An 18,490-nucleotide genomic window follows, 5' to 3' on the forward strand; every position below is an offset into this window, starting at 1 on the left:
CAGCCTCCCAGATTCAAAGCTTTGGCTTATAGGGTAAAAAGAGGTCAATACCGTATCAAGGGAGGGAGCGTTTGATGCGCAAGAAAGCGTCCCAATTGCTGCAGCAGATCATCTTCGTCGGACCATCGACGGTATTCTTCATCTTGATCGTGGCTGCGCCTTTTGTGCTCGGCCTGTATTATTCATTGACGAGCTGGAACGGGATTTCGCGCCAGGCCGACCTTGTCGGTGTGAGCAATTATCTGCACATATTCACGCGAGATCTCGCTTTCCGCAATTCGTTTGTCTTTACCGCGAAATTTACGCTGTTTAGCGTCCTTCTAACGAATGTTACAGCATTCATCCTCGCTTATTTGCTGACGAAGCCTTTCCGAACGCGGAACGTGATGCGTACCGTGTTCTTTATGCCCCATGTCATCGGCGGCTTGCTGCTCGGTTTTATCTGGCAGTTTATTTTTGTGCGGGGCTTTAGTTCGATCGGTGAATGGACCGGGCTGAGCTTCTTTCAGCTGCCGTGGCTGGGCACAGAATCCACCTCGTTCTGGGCGATTATTATTGTATTTGTTTGGCAGAATGCCGGATATTTGATGGTTATTTACATCTCTGCGATGAACAACGTGCCGAAAAACCTCATGGAGGCGGCGCAGGTGGACGGCGCTGGCAAACGGCAGGTGCTCGGCAAAATCATCGTGCCGCTGATTATGCCCGCAGTGACGGTCTGCCTGTTCCTGGCGATATCCTGGTCGTTCAAGCTCTTCGATCTCAATTTGTCCCTGACCAAAGGCGGGCCGTTCAAATCAACGGAATCCGTCGCGCTGAACATTTACAATGAAGCCTTTAACATCAGCCGGTTCGGTATGGGCTCGGCAAAAGCGATCCTGTTCTTCCTTATTGTGGCGGTCATTTCCATGCTTCAAGTATGGGCCACAAAGCGCAAGGAGGTGGAGATGTGATGGAGACAGCGAAACGGTATAACGGAAAAATCGTGCTGGTCGAGCTGCTGATCATTTTCGGCGGTCTGCTGTTCCTTGTTCCGTTTTATTTTCTGCTGGTCAACTCGCTCAAGAGCTTTGGGGAGATTCTGACGGATGCGGCCGGCTGGCCGTCGGCGTTCCAATGGGAGAATTACGCTGGAGCGTGGGAGAAGACATCTTTTCCCAAAGCCTTCGGGAACTCGCTGCTCATTACCGTGCTTAGCAATCTGCTGCTCGTGCTGATGTGCGCGATGGCCGCTTACCGGATGGCCCGCAGGCCAACCTGGTTTAACCGCATACTGTACATGGCGTTTGTGGCGGCGATGCTCATTCCGTTCCAGGCGATCATGATTCCGCTTGTCAAAGTGACGAGCGTGCTCGGCATTATGAATTCGCGAACCGGGCTGATCCTCTGTTACCTTGGGTTTGGCGCGCCGCTCACAGTATTTCTGCTCCACGGATTCGTGAAGTCGGTTCCGCTCGATATCGAGGAAGCCGGCCGAGTGGACGGCTGCTCGCCTTATGGCATCTTCTTCCGGATCGTCCTGCCGCTAATGCAGCCGATAGCGGTAACCGTCGTTATTCTCAATACGCTGTGGATTTGGAACGACTACCTGATGCCTTCGCTAATTCTACAGAAGCCGGAGCTGTTTACGATTCCGATCGAAACCTTCGCATTTTTCGGACAGTTCACGAAGCAGTGGGACCTGGCCTTGCCAGCGCTCGTATTGGGCATTACGCCGATCGTGATTTTCTTTCTCTTTATGCAGAGGTATATCATCGACGGTATTGCGCAGGGCTCGGTCAAAGGATGACTACACGATGATTAGGATCGATGGACGGGAGGTTGAGCGGATATGAGAGCAGGAAGGAACATCGGCAGGCTGGCCCTGCTGCTTCTGTTGACTGCATTGCTTGCAGCAGGCTGCGGCAGCCGGAAGGAAGCCGAAATGCAAAACGGACGCAAGGTGCTGCATATTTTCCAATTCAAGGTGGAAATCGCCGAGGCGCTGGAAAGGCTGCAGAAGGAGTTCGAGCAGGAGCATCCGGACATTAAACTGGAAATCCAGACGGTGGGCGGCGGCAGTGATTACGGAGCAACACTAAGGTCGAAGTTCGCCTCCGGGGAAGAGCCCGATATTTTCAACATCGGCGGATACCGCGAAATGGAAATGTGGGAGGAATATCTGGAGGATCTGTCCGACCAGCCCTGGGTGAAGGATGTCAAGGAGCTGGCCAAAGAGCCAATGACCAAGGACGGCAAATTGTACGGGCAGCCGATGAACCTGGAAGGCTACGGTTTTATCTATAACAAGGAGCTGTTCCGCCAGGCCGGCATTACCGAGCGTCCGGTTACGCTCAGCGGTCTGCGGGAGGCGGCGGAGAAGCTGGAGGCCGCAGGGATTATCCCGTTTTCCAACGGGTATCAGGAGTCGTTCGTGCTTGGCAACCATAACATTAATGCCGCATTTGCCTATCAGCAAGACCCTGCAGCATTCATCCAGCAGTTAAACGAAGGGTCGGCGAAGTTCGCGGCTGACCCGGTCGTACAGCAGTGGTCGGATCTTTTGGAGCTGACGCTGGAATACAGCAATCCAAACCCGCTCACCACAGATTACAACACCCAGGTGACCCTGTTTGCCAGCGGCCAGGCCGCGATGATGCAGCAGGGCAACTGGACGCAAGGGCAGATCGACGGGATCAATCCGAATCTCGACTTGGGCATACTGCCCATGCCGATCGACGATACGGCCGAGGATAATGATGTACTGTTCGTCGGGGTGCCTAACAACTGGGTCATCAACAAGAATTCTCCTGTTAAAGAGGAAGCGAAGACCTTCCTCAATTGGCTCGTTTCCTCCGAGACAGGCAGGAGGTATATCACCGAGGAATTTCAGTTCATTCCGGCCTTTGACAGCATCGAAGGCACAGAAGAGGATCTCGGGGCCCTCGGCATCGAGGTGCTGAAATACACCGATGCAGGCCAAGCGCTGACCTGGAACTGGTTCCGGTTCCCGAATGGCATGTCGGGCGAATTCGCCAGCAGCATTCAGGCCTACATCGGCGGCAAAATCACAAAACCCGAGATGTACGAGCAGTTCCAGCAGAACTGGGACAATTTAAGCGTGGAATAGGCAGGCTCAGAAGCGTTGATGGCAATCTATCAATGCTTCTTTTTTTTGGGCAAAAATGAGGGGAGTCTATTCATCTGCTTTGTTCTTTTGCTACAATGCATTAGGATGAATAGGGAGAATGATCAGCTATTGAGGGAGCTATGTATGAACAGAATACTGCGATTTTTACGCCGTTTCATGCTGCAAAAAACGATTTATCGGACGTTCCTCGTATACTATTTGCTCGGCAACCTTCTGCTGCTCGTGCTGCTTGGGATGTTGTCCATTCGCGATTCGACCCGGATGATTACGGAAGAGGTGATCCGTTCAAGCAACAAGGTGATGGAGCAGGCCGCTCAAGGCTTAAGCTTCAACCTGGAGGAGACGAAGCGTTCGCTGCTGGTGCTGGCAAGCAATCAATCCGTCGGCGCAATCATGCGGCATGCTGAAGTGCCTGACATGGCCTATTTGCTGCAGCATGAACGAAATATTTCCGAAATTACGCAGAGCATCAATACGTATCAGTCGTTAATCAGCGATGTTCTTATTCTGGGGAAAAACGGGTATGTCAACAATTTGAACGGGCGGAGCTCGCTTTGGTGGGAATATTCCTTCGGGGCGCAGCCGTGGGCACAGGAATCCTTTCAGCCCCGGCAGGGAGATTATTTTTTTAGCCTGGGCATTCATCATCAGGATTATTATTTAAGCTCGGACATTTCTCGATATGGACGACCCACCTTGTCTGTAGCGATGCAGGTCAAAGGCTTTCGCCGCGAGGTCATCGGCTCGGTTATTGCCAACCTGGACTTGCAGAAAGTAAACAGCATGTTCGAGCGCAACAACTATCAGAACAGAGGGAGCATCTTTCTGATCGACGAGAACAGGAGAATCATCGTTCACCAGAACAACGAAGAAATCGGCCAAATCATGGATATTGCTGGAATCGATGAGATCTACGAACAGAAGTCGGGCAATTTCCGCACACCATTGTACGGGGAGGAGCATTTGATTATTTATCAGCCGACAGCGGTTGAAGGCTGGATGATGATCTCCGCCGTGCCGATGAGTGAAATCACGAGCCAATCCGCTCCGCTAAAGTCGAACCTGGCGCGAATTCTTTACCTGTGCCTGATTCTAAATGTGCTGATCAGCCTGGCGGTCACCTTCCGCATTTCCCGGCCGATGCAGGGCCTGCTGAAGACGCTGGACAAAATCGGGACCGACGACATGCTGTACATTCGCGATAAAAACTACCAGTATCACGAAATCAATCAGATCGGCATGAAATTCAAAGAGCTTATGGACCGGATCGACCTGCTCATTCAGCAAAACTATTTGACTCAGATCGCGCTGAAAGAAGAAGAACTGAAGGCGCTGCAGGCCCAGATCAATCCTCATTTTCTGTTCAATACGCTGCAGCTGCTGCAGACGGAAATTGTATGCGGTAACATCGAATCCTCTAATCATATCGTGCTTTCCTTAAGCCACATGTTCCGTTATTCGATGAGACAGTCGGGTGAGCTGGTGGAGCTTAGAACGGAGCTGGAGCACGTACGGAATTATCTTTATATTATGAATAAAAAATACGATGACCGCTTGCAGGTCGACGAGTACATTCCGGATCAGCGCGTATTGCCGTGCAGAATACCCAAGCTGCTGCTGCAGCCTGTCGTGGAGAACTGTATCCGGCATGGATTCGGTGAGGATCGGCGGGAGGGTGCGATCCGCATCAGCGTCACTACAGTGAGAAGAGGTCTGCTTATCGCCATTTCTGACAGCGGCAAAGGGATGGATGCAGATGAGCTCAAACGGCTGAGACGGCAGCTGGACAAGCCGGATGAGAAAAACGGCAATATCGGACTTTATAATATCAATCACCGGATTAAGCTGAACTTCGGGCAGGATTTTGGAATCCGGGTTCGCAGCACAAAGAATGCCGGCACCTGCGTATATTTAGTTGTGCCGAGGATCAAATAAGCTCGTTGTATGAGGGGGACATGCCATGAAATTGCTAATAGCGGATGACCAAACTTCCCTGCACACTTTTTTGGATAAAACGATGGACTGGGCAGCCTTAGGGATTACGGAAATCAAACATGCTTACGACGGCCGGGAAACGCTGCAGCAGCTTGGAGAGTTCCTGCCGGACATCGTCATACTGGACATTCAGATGCCATTTATGAGCGGGATCGAAACCCTGCAGCAGCTGGATCATTCCATAAAGAAGCCGAAAACCGTCATTGTAAGCGCTCACGATGAATTCACCTATGCGCGGGAGGCGCTGCGTCTGGACGTCTATCAGTATTTGCTGAAGCCCGTGGATGTCGTATTGCTGAAGAAAACCATTCTTGAGCTTACATCCGCCATACAAGCAGAGCAGCAATCCGTTCTGGCCCATGAATTCGGGAAGCTGGTGCACTCCAAGTCTGCGTATGCCAATAGCCTCGCCGTCGTTGAGCGGGCCTGCGGCTTGCTGAAGCTCCAGCAATGCGCCGTCCTCCAGATCGAAGGAGAGAGCCTGAGCGAGCCGATGCTTGCGGAATGGCTGCTCCAGGCGGAGCCGTCGCTAATTCCGGTAGTCTACCGAAAGAGCCGGGATAAATACAGCTGCCTGCTGGGAATAACCGCTCCAATGTTAGAATCCCGGTTGCTGGAGCTGTGCCAGGAGACGTTATCCCGTATTCAAGCCCATATACCCGAACTTGCGGTGAGCATTGGAGCAAGCCGAATGATGAACGGATGCCATGCTGACCAGCTGCCGGAGCTGCTGGAGCAGAGCGAGGAAGCCGGCAGGCTGAGCTTCTATACCTGTGAACCCGTGAATGCTTACCAGGAGGAAACATTTAACGAGGCATGGGGCATGCAGCATTTTCAGAGCTATGAGCAGGCCTATCGGGAGATGGTTGTCCGCGAATTCGCTCCGGAGGCCGCCAGGAAGCTGACCGCAGAAATGTTCGATTATTTCCGGAGCTCGCGGATTCCGCCGGAGGATGTCTATTCTCTAGTTCTTCATTTTCTGTACGTCATTGCCCAATCGATTCCGTCTAAGGGCAGGTCAAGTACGAAGCTCGATAACATCACCATGGATGACCTTAAGAGCTATCGTAATATCCGGGAGCTGGAGCTCTTATTTATGAGCTTAATCGATCATATCGCTAGCATCATGAAAGGCCCGAACCTGACGGAGGATATGGTTATGAGAGTGAAGCAATATGTCGACCTCAACTATGGGGAGGATTTGTCTCTGCAGATGGTGGCGGACCGGTTTGGCGTCGACCGCTTTCAGTTAAGCAGGCTGTTCAAGCAGGAAATGAATGTGAACTATTGGAATTATGTGATTCAGATTAGGATGGAGAAGGCCGCCGAATTGCTGCTCCGCACGGAGGAGAAGAACAGTGTGATTGCCTCTGTGACTGGATTTGTCGATGAGAGTCACTTCAGCAGGACGTTTAAAAAATACTATGACGTGTCCCCCAAGCAATACCGTCAGCTCCATCGAGGCGAGAAACATTAAGCCGTGCAACGAAATACAAGAAGTTGCGCAACAATATGAATTCCGCCGCGAAAGGAACCGGAGTAAGCTTTGAAATGAGTGTAAGTGCTTACAATGTTGAAATAAGGGGGAACTAAACGTGAAAAGAAAGTCACTGCTGTTGATTATGGTTATGATCGTCACGATGGTGCTCAGCGCCTGCGGAGGCAAGGACAGTTCTGAAAGCGCAGCCAGCGGCGCCGAGGGCGGGCAAAGCAAGCAAAAGGTGAAGCTGAGCATCCTAGCCTGGAACAATGAGTCCGAAATGAAGCCGGTGCTGGAAGGGTTCCAGAAGAAATACCCGCATATTTCTTTCGATTTCCAATTTGCTCCGCCGGTCAAAGACTATATTTCGAAATTGCAGACGATGCTGCTGTCGGATTCCGCGACGGATATTTTTATGATCGCTGCCGAGAACCGCAATGAAATTATCGACGGCGGACATGCAATCGATCTGACGGACTACCCGTTCATGGATGTGATGCTCGACAGCAATAAACCAATGCTGAGCAAGGACGGAAGAACCTACGCTTTTACGCAAAACGGCTGGGTAGGCGGTTGGTTCTACAATAAGGCGCTATTTGAGAAAGCAGGTATTACGGAGCTCCCTGAAACTTGGGATGAGTTCATCGCCGTGTGCTTGAAGCTGAAAGAGGCAGGAATTGTCCCGATTTATGATACCATGCAGGATTTGACGCAAATCCATTCGGCTCTATACGGGAACATGGTGCTGTCCCAAGACCCTGATTTTGACGAGAAGATCTTTGCTGGCGAAAAAACATTTGCCGATGGATGGACAGAAGTGTTTAAAGTGTGGAAAAGAGATTTGATCGATACGAAAATTTTGACCTCCGACATGATTGGCCTGACTGGAGATCAAGTTGAAAGCGAGTTTGCACTCGGCAATGTCGCGATGTTCTTCAGCGGCCCGTGGGTGATGGATAAATTGACGCAGGTGCCGGATCTGGATTTCGGAGTGATGGGTCTGCCTGGATTCGAGAAGGGTCAGAGCTATTATGTCGGGGCGCCTGGCGTAGGGTTTGCGGTGAATAGCAAGACGAAGAATAAAGAGGAAGCGCTGCTGTTCCTGGAGTACTTGAGCACGGAGGAAGGCCTGCAGCTGTTCTATGAGGGCACGAATTTAATCATGACGGCCAAGGGCTTCGAGGCGGAAGTGCATCCTGCCCTGCAAAACGCATATGAGGAAGGCCTGATGCAAGGCAGAATCTATTTGCCTATGGTAACTTGGCCAAGATACCAGGAAGCGCTCAGAAACCAATTTGTGGTTTCGACCCAGGACATGGCTGTAGGTAAGATTACGCCGGAGGAAGCTGTTCAAGCCATTGATAAGAAATTCATTGAGATGGAGAGTTACTAAGGTCTAGCTCACTGAAAGGAAGATCAATCTTGGGTAAATTTATGCGACAGCTGCAATACCAGGTGTTTCTGATTCCGATTCTGATCATCTATACCTTGTTTACGATTTACCCGTTAATTCGCTCATTTATGCTTAGCCTGACTAATTTTAACGGGTATTCAACGAACTATGACTTTATCGGCTTGAAAAATTATGCGCGCTTGTTCGCCGACAATGCGATCGTATCGGGAATATCATTTACGATATTGTTTGCGGTCGCAACAACGGTGCTGGTCACTTTACTTGCGATTCCGCTAGCGCTTGTTCTGGATCAGAATTTTTTCAGTAAAAATGTATTGCGGGCGGTCTTTTTCTTCCCGTCCATTCCGAGCGGCCTGCTGTTGGCCTTTATCTGGGGGTTTATCTTCGCGCCGATTCCGTCGGGGATTCTAAACACTTTCCTGCGCGAATTGTTCGGGATGTCGGCCCAGCCATGGTTATCCGATCCTGTGCTGGCCAAGGTATCGACGATTGTCGTCGCTGTTTGGGCCACGACCGGCTGGCACGCGGTCATTTACCTGGCCTTCCTGCAGTCGATTTCCAAGGACTTCTTCGAGGCAGCGGCAATCGATGGAGCCAACAAGTGGCAGCAGATCCGCTACATTACTATTCCGCTGCTGGCTCCGGCGATGACGGTGAGCGTGCTGCTCTTAATCACTAACGGCTTGAAGGTTTATGAGATCCCGTTTGCATTAACGAACGGCGGACCTGGTTTTGAGACGCATACGATTACGCAGGTGATCGTGCTCCGGGGGATTTCCGAAGCTCAGTTTGGCCTCGCGTCTGCGATTTCGGTCATCTTCTTCCTTATCGTGCTAGTGATTGGCTTCGTCCAATTCAACCTGATGCAGAAAAGGGAGGAGCGCATGCAATGATAGGATCCAAACGGAAATTATGGATACTGGATGTTCTTATGCTTCCTTTCGGACTGCTCACTTTTTTCCCTTTTTACATCATTATCGTCAACACGTTTAAAAGTGAGTTCGAAACGGCAACAAAGCCGGTCAGCTTGCCTACAAGCTGGAACTTCTCGAATTATGCCAGAGTCTTTGAGGAGACGCCGATACTGCGCAGCTTCGGCAACAGCTTGTTTCTGACCGTAACAGCCGTTATCCTGATGGTACTGATCGGAGCCATGGCAGCGTATCCAATCGTATATAACCGGACTCGCGTAAACCGGGTCATTATGGGATATTTACTGCTTGGGTTCATGGTTCCGTTTCAGACGCTGCTCGTGCCACTGTTCCAGTTGATGACCAACTTGAAGCTGGTGGATAAGCTGTATGGATTAACGACGATGTATTTAGGGGGCTCGGTGTTTGTCTTCTTCCTGATCCTGGGGTATATGAAGACCATTCCGAAGGATCTGTCGGAGGCGGCGATCATCGATGGCTGCTCCATCTGGGGCATATTTTGGAAGATCATCCTGCCTTTGCTGCAGCCGATTACCGTAACCTGTGCCGTGCTGCAAACGATGTGGATCTGGAACGATTTCCTGTCCCCGATGCTGTTCCTTAGCTCCCGGGAGAATACAACGCTCGTTCTGGAGATCTACAAGGCAAAGGGCGAATTCGCGGTCAATTGGCCGATGTTCATGACGATGACGGTCATTACGCTTGCCCCTGTGTTTGTATTCTTTATCGCCATGCAGAAGCAAATCGTAGAGGGGATCGTTGGCGGGGCAGTGAAAGGATAAGAGGAATTCAGGCAGTGAGCGACAAAATCACGAAGCCGAGATATACGACCCAATTCAGCCGAGCTGGATAATAAGAGCGTGGAAACAGGCTGGAAATTAAATAGAAACTACAAGCTGGAAGCTACCTTCAACGGGATGTTGGGGGTGGCTTCTTTTTGTTAATCCAACCAGATAAGGGACTTTATGACTATATAAGATCAAATGTAAGTTAGCCGATAAAGATGATACATATTAATAAATTTGGGAAATGGAGGAAATAAGTTGAATCTTAGAAAATTAGTTTTGCTTGCCTTGACTGTCCTGCTGCTTCTAGGAAGTTTTGGGCCTGTATCAACATTTGCCGAAGGAGAAGCACTGCCTGTAGAGGGGCATGGTCACCAGCGGGTAGATAACGCTTCCCCATCTTTGGATGAATGGGTGCCTGCCGACACTATAGAAATTGATGATACGCCACTGTCCCCGGAAGAACTAACGGTGACGGACAGCACCTATATGTTCATGCTTGCCGCTGCAAAAGATAGCTTGGTCATATATCCCGGGGAGAGCGTACAGTTTACGAATGACACATCCACCACAACGACCTTAACAACAGATGCTAAGTCAACGAATAATATTCGCGTTGATTATGTTTCCTATAATGCGGATGGGAAGGTCGTGTCGGATGACATGGCGTACACGGGTAATCCGCTTGTTTATTCTAAAGGGGGATATACTGTCGTTTCTGCGGATTACGGTTACCCGGTAACGGTAACCTTTAATGACGTACTTACTTATTCTTACGTACCGGTTCCCGCTTTGCTTAAAACAACATTGCACCGTGGTGAGAGTTATTTATTCTCTAACGAATCGCTTGCTTCGAGAAGCATCATAAGCGACGCAACTTCCTCCAACGGGATGCGCTATGACTTTGCCGTCTATAAAAGCGATGGTTCCTTAGAAAAGTCAAGTTTTGATGCCTATTCCAAGCCTTCTTTTAGTGTAGGAGATACGATTGTACTTACGGGAGCTTCTGACATACCGGTTACCATTGCCGTTCCATACGAAGGCTTCTATGGTTATGAAACGGACGAGCCGGCATACGATAGTCTCATGCTGTATCCGGGTGAAAGCCATGAATTTATAAATATCGGCACCAAGTCCGATCGTCCGGAGCATGCGGGAACCTCCAAAGATAAATTTGATTATGTCGTCTACTCGCCGGATGGCTCAGAGGTTTCCAGGGGGACGAATACGACCACTTTACCATTGGTAGCCGTAGGAAGACGTGTAGCTATTACTTTGGTTACGGAGAACCCGGTTCGCGTCGGCGCTCCATATCGCTCCTTTATGAGAGAAAATCGCGGAGATGAGGCGCTTAGCAGGGTCACTGTATCACCAGGGGATTCTTATATCTTCACGAATAACGGTACGCTGCGGAATGGCGTTAAGAACGATGCTAGAGCAGTGAAAGGCCGATACGATTACGTCGTATACGACGTGAATGGAAATTATGTTTCTCAAGGCTTTAACTCTTTGGGTACACCAACCCTATCTCCCGGATCTATCGTCATTTTTACGGTTCGGGACAGCGCTCCGGTTACCTTCGAGTACGCTGATGATTTCTCGGCAGAAGTTAGCGATGAGCCTTCACACTTCAGGGTGACTCTATCCAGGGGAGAGAGCTTTGAGTTTAGAAATATCAGCTCCGCTGCCAGATATTTGTACAGCATTGCTTCTTCCAGCAGCCGCTTCGACTGGGCGGAATACTACCCGGATGGCACGCAGCAAGGGAGGAGAGCTAACACCTATACTAATCCGCAGGTTGCAAAAGGTAACAGTATCGTTGTGACCGCGGTGTCCGATATTCCGGTTACGTTTGGCGCCATATACCGCTTGTTTGATTGGAAGGACAAGGAAGGCGTGGCCATTTCCAAGCAAATCGTGCATAACGGGCAGTCGTACCTGTTCACAAATATCGGATCCAGGTCAAGAGCGATTACCAGTGATACGGCTCAAAGCGGCGGAAAGTTTGACGTCGCAATATACAACAATGACGGAAGTGTAGACCGGGGAGGTTTTGATGAAAAAGGCAGCGTATCGATACCTGCCGGAGGTTATGCGGTTGTCACGGGGCAATCTGTGAACCCGGTAACATTCTCTTACACCGACTCTTTTACATCCGAGCCGTCGGCATATCCTGCGATGCTGCGGGCTACTGTGCTGCCAGGTAATTCCTATACTTATGTGAACATTAGCGGTCAGTCGGAATATTTGTACAGCGATGCAACCTCTTCAAAGGAATTTGCATATGTCCTAAGACGGCCGGATGGAACGATTCGGGGAGACAATCCAAGCCGCTACACTCCCGTCTCAGTTCCTGCAGAGCATTCTATTACAGTTGCACCATTAACGGAGGCCATCACCTTTGGAGGAGTCTATACGTCCTTTACGGGAATGCCTGGGGAAAACCCCGCGGTCAACAAAGTGACCCTATCTAAAAATGAAAGCTACTTATTTGTGAATTTGCAGTCATCATCGCAAACCCTAACCAGCGACGCATCTAATAACACGCTGTCTTTGTTTGATTACGCTATATATGCTGCAAATGGAGAGCCGCTGGAAGCTGAGTTCGATCAGCAAGGCAGCCTTTCCGTTCCTGGCGGGGCAGAAGTGGTCGTAACGGTAATAACGGATCAACCCGTCACGTTTACGTACGGGCAGTCCTTCCAGGCAGTGCCAAGTCTGGAGCAAGCGTTATTGAAGAGCACATTGTCTACAAATCAGAGCGCAGGATTTAAGAATATAGGCAGCTTTGCCGCGAAGTTGACTACAAATGCGAGTACAGCGGGCAATCGTTCCTTTGATTATACGATCCTGGATGCAAACGGGACGGTGATCAGGGAGGGTGAGAAGGCGACGGTATCTTATCCGATCCCTGCTGGTGGAACCGTTCAGGTGAGGACGGCACTAGGGAACCCGGTCACTTTTGCGGCTCCTTACCGGACATTTGAAGCGGTCGATGTACAGGAGTATATCTTTGAAGATCTTTTGCATCGGCAGGTGGCATATGTGTTTAAAGCAGCCGGCCAGAACGGGTATTATCGCTTTGTCGCACCGGAAACGGGACAATATCGCTTCGCTACCAAGGAATTGCGGAATTTCTCCCAGCAGCCGGAACTGACATTATATGATCAGAAAGAGCTGATAACGCCGATATTGCCGCTGGAGGATAGCGAACAGGAATTTGGAGTGGATTATACGGTATGGGAATTCGACTTAGAGGGTGGAAAGACCTACTACCTGAAGCTAGCTGAGAAAAACTCGCAACCCTTCGAATTTCAAATCATGGTGGCTCTGATGGAGATCAAACCTGAGGCGTCTTTTCGATATAGACCGGATGGACGGCTGACTCAAATCATTTATCCGTCAGGGGATATTCTCCTTTACGACTACGATTCCAAGGGCAATTTGAAGCAAAGAACGAAGAAAATATATCCGTTTTAAGGTTTAGGGTTTTTTAAGAGAAAAACTGAGGTGAAATCATGAAAAGAATAATATGTTTCGTTCTGTGCTTGACCTTGATCAGCGCCAGTCTGCTGGAAACTGTCGTATATGGAGCACCGGAACAAAGTAATACATCTGCAGTTGATGCGCAATCCGCTAGTGGAAATGTACTGACGGTGTCCGGGATTCTCCGGCAATTTGATGTCAGCGAGGGTTGGCTCGATGAACAGTTGTCTAAAGGTTATACGCTGTACCAAATTTACTCGGCTTTACAAGGAGGAAAAGCGGGTTACGAAGCGGCTATTTCCCGTTATGACGTAACGCGTGCTATCGAGGAAGCGGACCTTCTTGTGCCGGATGCGGAGAGCCGCGCCAATCATACTTACTCTGGGCTAGTCCATGATTTTTCAGCGGCTGCCCAGTCCCTTGAGTATGATCAAGCGGCAGTAGAGCATTATTCCTTGCAGGATGATTCCTCTTTATATGAAGTAGGATATGGGACGGATTCAATTTCTACGGCGACCGGCGGAATGAAGCTCCGTTATATGGACTTCTCGCTGCCGGGAGCTCTGTCCTTTCCATTGGTTCGTGTATATGACAGTGCCAGAGCTAATGATGAAATCGGCGTTAGGCTCGAGAATGGGGCCTACATTAATGAAGCCCGCATTCGCAGGGATGAGCTGGACACGGCTATTGGCCGAGGATGGAGATGGGAAATTCCGTATATGGATACCTATGGCGGTTCACGGATTCTGGATCTCCCCGGAGTAGGCCGTTACAAGCTGTCTGAAGATTTGCAGTTGGAAGGTTACTTATGGAATGATCTTAGATTGACAGCAGACCGCACGCAAACAGTTGGGAATTCTACAAGCGAAATAAAGCTGTCCGTCCGCAATGGAAATCAATATTACTTCAATTCCTCAGGGCATCTGATCCTGATTACGGACAATTACGGGAATAAAGTATATTTTCACTATGCTGCGCAGGGCGAAGGGACGGTTTTGTCACGAATCGTCAATAGCGACGATAACGAATTGGTCTTCTCCTATTCGGGAGACCAAGTGACCGTAACTCAATCCGGTACGAATCGGAAAATGGAATATTTCCAGAAGGAAGAGTACGGTCAGAAGGTTCTCAGCGAGGCAAAAGACGCCGCCGGACGGAGCACGAAATATTACTATTCCTATCCGGAGTCCCGATTTAACTTCTTGGCCTCGCTAACCGATCAGGGAGAGCTTCAACCGGTCAAATCATCTGCGCTGCTGCTCAGGATCGTTCGTCCGGGATCCGGGATGACCGACTTCGATTATACTCCAGCGCGGAAGCAGATCGGGGATTACGCTACTGACTTCGTATTTAAAGTTAGTTCTCGTCAGGACTCCTACTCTACTACGGCCGGCGACGAAGTTCTACACCCGGTAACATTCCGTTATTCCGGTGAGGATTTGAACAGCTATGGAGAAGCGGCAGCCTGGACGACGACGATGGAGGCTACGCGCTCCAAGGATACGCGAGTTTTTAACAAAACCTACCAATCGAGCAGCAAGCCGGATATCCATTACTTAGGCGAGCAGCGCAGCGAGGAAGCAAGTACGCAGTACAAGCAGCAATTCACTTACGATGAAACGAAGGGCTGGAATGCTCCTGTTCAGGTCACCGAAAGTTATATGCAGGGAGGCCGTGCTTCAGAGCCTTTGTCCATTCATTATCAATACAATGATGAGGGACTGGTGACGGCGGAAAATTGGAGTACGGGACAGGAGATCAGCTATGAATATACCGCATCTGCTGCTCTGTTCTTCTGGGCGCTGCCAAGTAAAATCAGCACCAAGCTCAGCAGTAATCAGTCAAGGGTGGAGCAATATCAGTACAATAACCAGGGGAGCGTGCTGCAATCCAGCGTTAGAGAGAATAGCGCAAGCGGCAAGCTATTAGCTCAAACCGATTTCACATACGATGCTTACGGAAATATCGCCTCCTCCAATGTTAAAGATGATAAAAGAACGAATACGGTGAACTATGCGTACCAATCTCCTTATGGGAAACATTTGCCGACAAAACGCTCGATGGTCGTTCATTCCGTGGATGGTTTTTATACCGAAGTTAGCCAACGTTATGAATATACTTCAGCGGGTGAAATAAAATCGGCAGAAGATGAGTCGGGAGCGGTGACCTCATATACTTATGATGTAATTGGCCGCCTGATCCAAACGCTTTACAGTGATCAGACCACGAAGACGGTGAGATATGAGGATGAGCTGAACACGGTCACGACTACGGGCACGGAAGGCATCGTCATCGTCGAAAAGTTTAACCCGCTTGGACTGCTCGTTCAGGAGAAGGTAGACGACGCTCTTTTTCAATACGTATATGACCAAGAAGGGAATATGAAGGAGTCTATAGACGCCGAGCGAAATAAAACCAGTTTTGTCTATGATGGCTTCAATCGCCTTACGGGAACTATCTTTGCAGACGGTTCCCAGGACAGAGTCGAGTATGATATGGTTGGCCGCACGACGACTTACACCGACCCTGCTGGCGTGAAGCATCAGGAGAAGACGGATCTGCTTGGAAATGTATTGGCGTTCGAGGAATCGAAAAACGGGGCATATGTTCCTTTGGAGCAGACGGTCTACGACTTGGAAGGCCACCCGGTGATCGTCACGGACGGAAATGGCGGACAGACCCGATATGAATATGATGCGCTTGGGCGTATGATATCTGTCACCGATCCTGAGCAGCGTTCGACGCGTTATACGTACAGCTTGGCAGGTTATCTGACCAAAATTCAATATCCGGATAATACGTATATGGAGAAGGAATATAACCAGGCAGGCAACCTGATCCGGCAAATTAACGAGGAACGGTTGGTTGAGGCATTCTTTTACGATTCACGAGGAAACCTGATCAGATCGCTGGATCACGCGAGTCAATTTACGGAATACGAGTATAATAGCGATAATTTGCTTACCCAGATTAAAGCGCCTGGCCAGCAGATAAAATATAGTTACGATACGATGGGGCGCCGTACCGGAATGACCGACGCTACAGGGAATACGACGTATACCTATGATCCGCAAAGCGGGTTGCTAACGAGGATCGCCTATCCTGACGGTACGCAAATCGAATATTCCTATAACAAGCAGATGCGGACGGGATACACACTGAAGGATGCTTCCGGTAAAACGACAGGCGCTCAGTATACATTGGATGCCATGAACCGGGTTAGCGCTCTGGATGTGGTTCATGATGCCTCAGGCAATGGAAGAATAGCGGCTTTTACTGCCGGGTCGGGGTCAGTGGATCGGATGACCTTCGACTACCAAGCGAACGGACTGCTGCAGATCCAGTCTGCCAGTAATGGACAAAGCACCTCATACACGTATGAAGGCTATGATTTGACGGCGATGACGCTCGCGCCTGGGGCGGCGGGAAGAACGCTGAGAAGCAGCTCTGCAGCTCTTATGAGCGAGATGAGCGGGAATGCAGAAGTACAGCGTGCTGCGGGCTTGCAGTTCACTTATCAATACGACGACAACAAGAACATTATTTCCCGCAGCCAGGACGGGGCCGCCGATACCTTTGCTTATGATTCCCTGAATCGAATTCAAGAGGAGAATGGGCAAGACCTGAGCAAAAAGTACGTCTATGACGAGCGCGGCAATCGCCTCGAAGTAGAGGGCCAGCAGGTTCGGGGCATGACGAATGCCGAATTCACCTTCGATAGCCTCAACCGTTTAACAAAGGTAACAGGCGAAGACGGTACAGAAGTCAGCTACAGCTATAACGGCGACGGCTTGCTATACGAGCGGGCTGAAGGAACCGAGCGTACCCGCTATTACTATGACGAACAAGCGAAGCTGATTGCAGAAGCAGAAGTAAGCAATGGTTCACCAAGTTTGACCTACACCTACATCTACGATTTAGCCGGCCGGCTATGGTCCCGGGTGGATCAAGCAACCGGAGTAGTCCAGTATTATCAATTTAACGGTCATGGCGACGTAGTAGGTCTGGTCGATAGCGCGGGGAACCAGCTGAACAGCTACACTTACGACATTTGGGGCAACCATGAGCTTGAGGAAGAGACTGTTCCGAATATCTTCCGCTACTCTGGAGAGTACTGGGATGCAACGACGGATTTGCAGTATCTCCGAGCCCGCTGGTATGATCCGAACGCGGGAAGGTTCGTATCGAAGGATAGCTATGAAGGGGACATTACTAACCCGCTGAGCCAGAACTTGTATACGTATGTGCATAATAATCCTTTGACTTATACGGATCCTAGTGGGCATTATATAATGCCCATGGCACCAACTCCTTCGTTGATATGTGCAGCAGATATAGAAAATTGCAAAACAAACATTGATGCACAAGTAGAGGCTTCAAAGAAGAACATTGAAATTTTTTATCTCGATGATGTTAGAACATTAATAGATAAAGAAGCCAGTAGTTTTGACAAGGGAGTAATCATCGTTGAAAATTTACCTCCTGTTAAAGCGTTAAAAGTATTCAAAAAAACGCAAAAAATAGCTGAGGAAGCCCAGGATATAAAAAAAGCAATAAAACGAATTGAATGTAATTGTTTTACTGCGGGGACAGAGGTTTTAACAGACGAAGGGGAGAAGAATATCGAGGACATTGAAGTCGGAGATAAGGTTCTTGCCAAGGATGAAGAGACTGGTGAACAGGCTTACAAGGAAGTTACACATCTGTATCGAAATGATAAGGAGATTACCTATGAACTTACATTAGAAGATCAGGTCATTGAGACGACCGACAACCATCCATTCTGGGTTGAAGGTAAGGGATGGGTTCTAGCGGTTAACTTGCAGGTGGGGGATAAATTACAGCAAAGTAACGGAAATACCTTGACGATTGACAATATAAAGATTGTTAAGCATGATGAACTGGTTAAGGTCTACAACTTTACTGTTGCTGATTTCCACACTTACTATGTGAGCAGTTTGGGGATTTGGGTTCATAATATTAATTGTGGTGATAAGACTCCAGGAGGAAGAATATTTACCAAACATGGAGCTGAGAGAGCAGATGAACGGGGATTTACCTCAGAAACCATTGATAATATTATAAACAATAATAAAAAGAACAGAGTCAAGGAAATCGGAGATGATGGTAAGGCTCAATGGAGATACCAGGACAGCCGTGGCAATACCGTAATTACTGATGAGTGGGGAGAAAATATAGTTACCGTTTATTCATATCCTCAAGGTAAAAATGGTGGGAATTATATCCCGAAATCTAAGAAATAGGAGG

The 18,490-nt window shown here is 49.3% G+C and carries 10 protein-coding genes; all 10 read left to right on the forward strand.

What is annotated here, in order from left to right; genetic code table 11:
- The first annotated feature begins 71 nt into the window (after positions 1-71).
- Complete coding sequence (locus MKX50_RS03635) at positions 72-953, forward strand: sugar ABC transporter permease (protein ID WP_213595117.1); 882 nt, start codon at positions 72-74, stop codon at positions 951-953.
- The gene (locus MKX50_RS03640) at positions 953-1,789 is read left to right on the forward strand and encodes a carbohydrate ABC transporter permease (protein ID WP_339158443.1); all 837 of its coding nucleotides are present in this window, start codon (positions 953-955) and stop codon (positions 1,787-1,789) included. The genes MKX50_RS03635 and MKX50_RS03640 overlap by 1 nt, the downstream gene beginning before the upstream one ends.
- Positions 1,790-1,831: 42 nt before the next feature.
- Positions 1,832-3,109, forward strand: a complete 1,278-nt coding sequence (locus MKX50_RS03645) for an ABC transporter substrate-binding protein (RefSeq protein WP_339158444.1) — start codon at positions 1,832-1,834, stop codon at positions 3,107-3,109.
- A gap of 144 nt (positions 3,110-3,253) precedes the next feature.
- Entirely contained in the window at positions 3,254-5,065 is a 1,812-nt protein-coding gene (locus MKX50_RS03650; RefSeq protein WP_339158445.1) for a sensor histidine kinase, read from the forward strand.
- Between the two features lie 25 nt (positions 5,066-5,090).
- The gene (locus MKX50_RS03655) at positions 5,091-6,602 is read left to right on the forward strand and encodes a helix-turn-helix domain-containing protein (protein ID WP_339158446.1); all 1,512 of its coding nucleotides are present in this window, start codon (positions 5,091-5,093) and stop codon (positions 6,600-6,602) included.
- A 118-nt stretch (positions 6,603-6,720) separates the two neighbouring features.
- Positions 6,721-7,998, forward strand: coding sequence for an ABC transporter substrate-binding protein (locus MKX50_RS03660; protein WP_083484821.1), 1,278 nt, complete (start codon positions 6,721-6,723; stop codon positions 7,996-7,998).
- Positions 7,999-8,027: 29 nt separating this feature from the next.
- Positions 8,028-8,912 (forward strand): sugar ABC transporter permease, encoded by an 885-nt coding sequence (locus MKX50_RS03665; protein ID WP_019635278.1) that lies wholly within the window; start codon positions 8,028-8,030, stop codon positions 8,910-8,912.
- Positions 8,909-9,733, forward strand: coding sequence for a carbohydrate ABC transporter permease (locus tag MKX50_RS03670; protein WP_155611830.1), 825 nt, complete (start codon positions 8,909-8,911; stop codon positions 9,731-9,733). Before MKX50_RS03665 ends, MKX50_RS03670 begins: the two co-directional genes overlap by 4 nt.
- A 261-nt stretch (positions 9,734-9,994) precedes the next feature.
- Positions 9,995-13,216, forward strand: coding sequence for a hypothetical protein (locus MKX50_RS03675; protein WP_339158447.1), 3,222 nt, complete (start codon positions 9,995-9,997; stop codon positions 13,214-13,216).
- A 38-nt stretch (positions 13,217-13,254) separates the two neighbouring features.
- Positions 13,255-18,486: a polymorphic toxin-type HINT domain-containing protein gene (locus MKX50_RS03680; protein ID WP_339158448.1), complete on the forward strand. Its 5,232-nt coding sequence runs from the start codon at positions 13,255-13,257 to the stop codon at positions 18,484-18,486.
- The last annotated feature ends 4 nt before the right edge of the window (positions 18,487-18,490 follow it).

The organism is Paenibacillus sp. FSL W8-0186 (genome assembly GCF_037969765.1).
Lineage (GTDB): Bacteria > Bacillota > Bacilli > Paenibacillales > Paenibacillaceae > Fontibacillus > Fontibacillus woosongensis.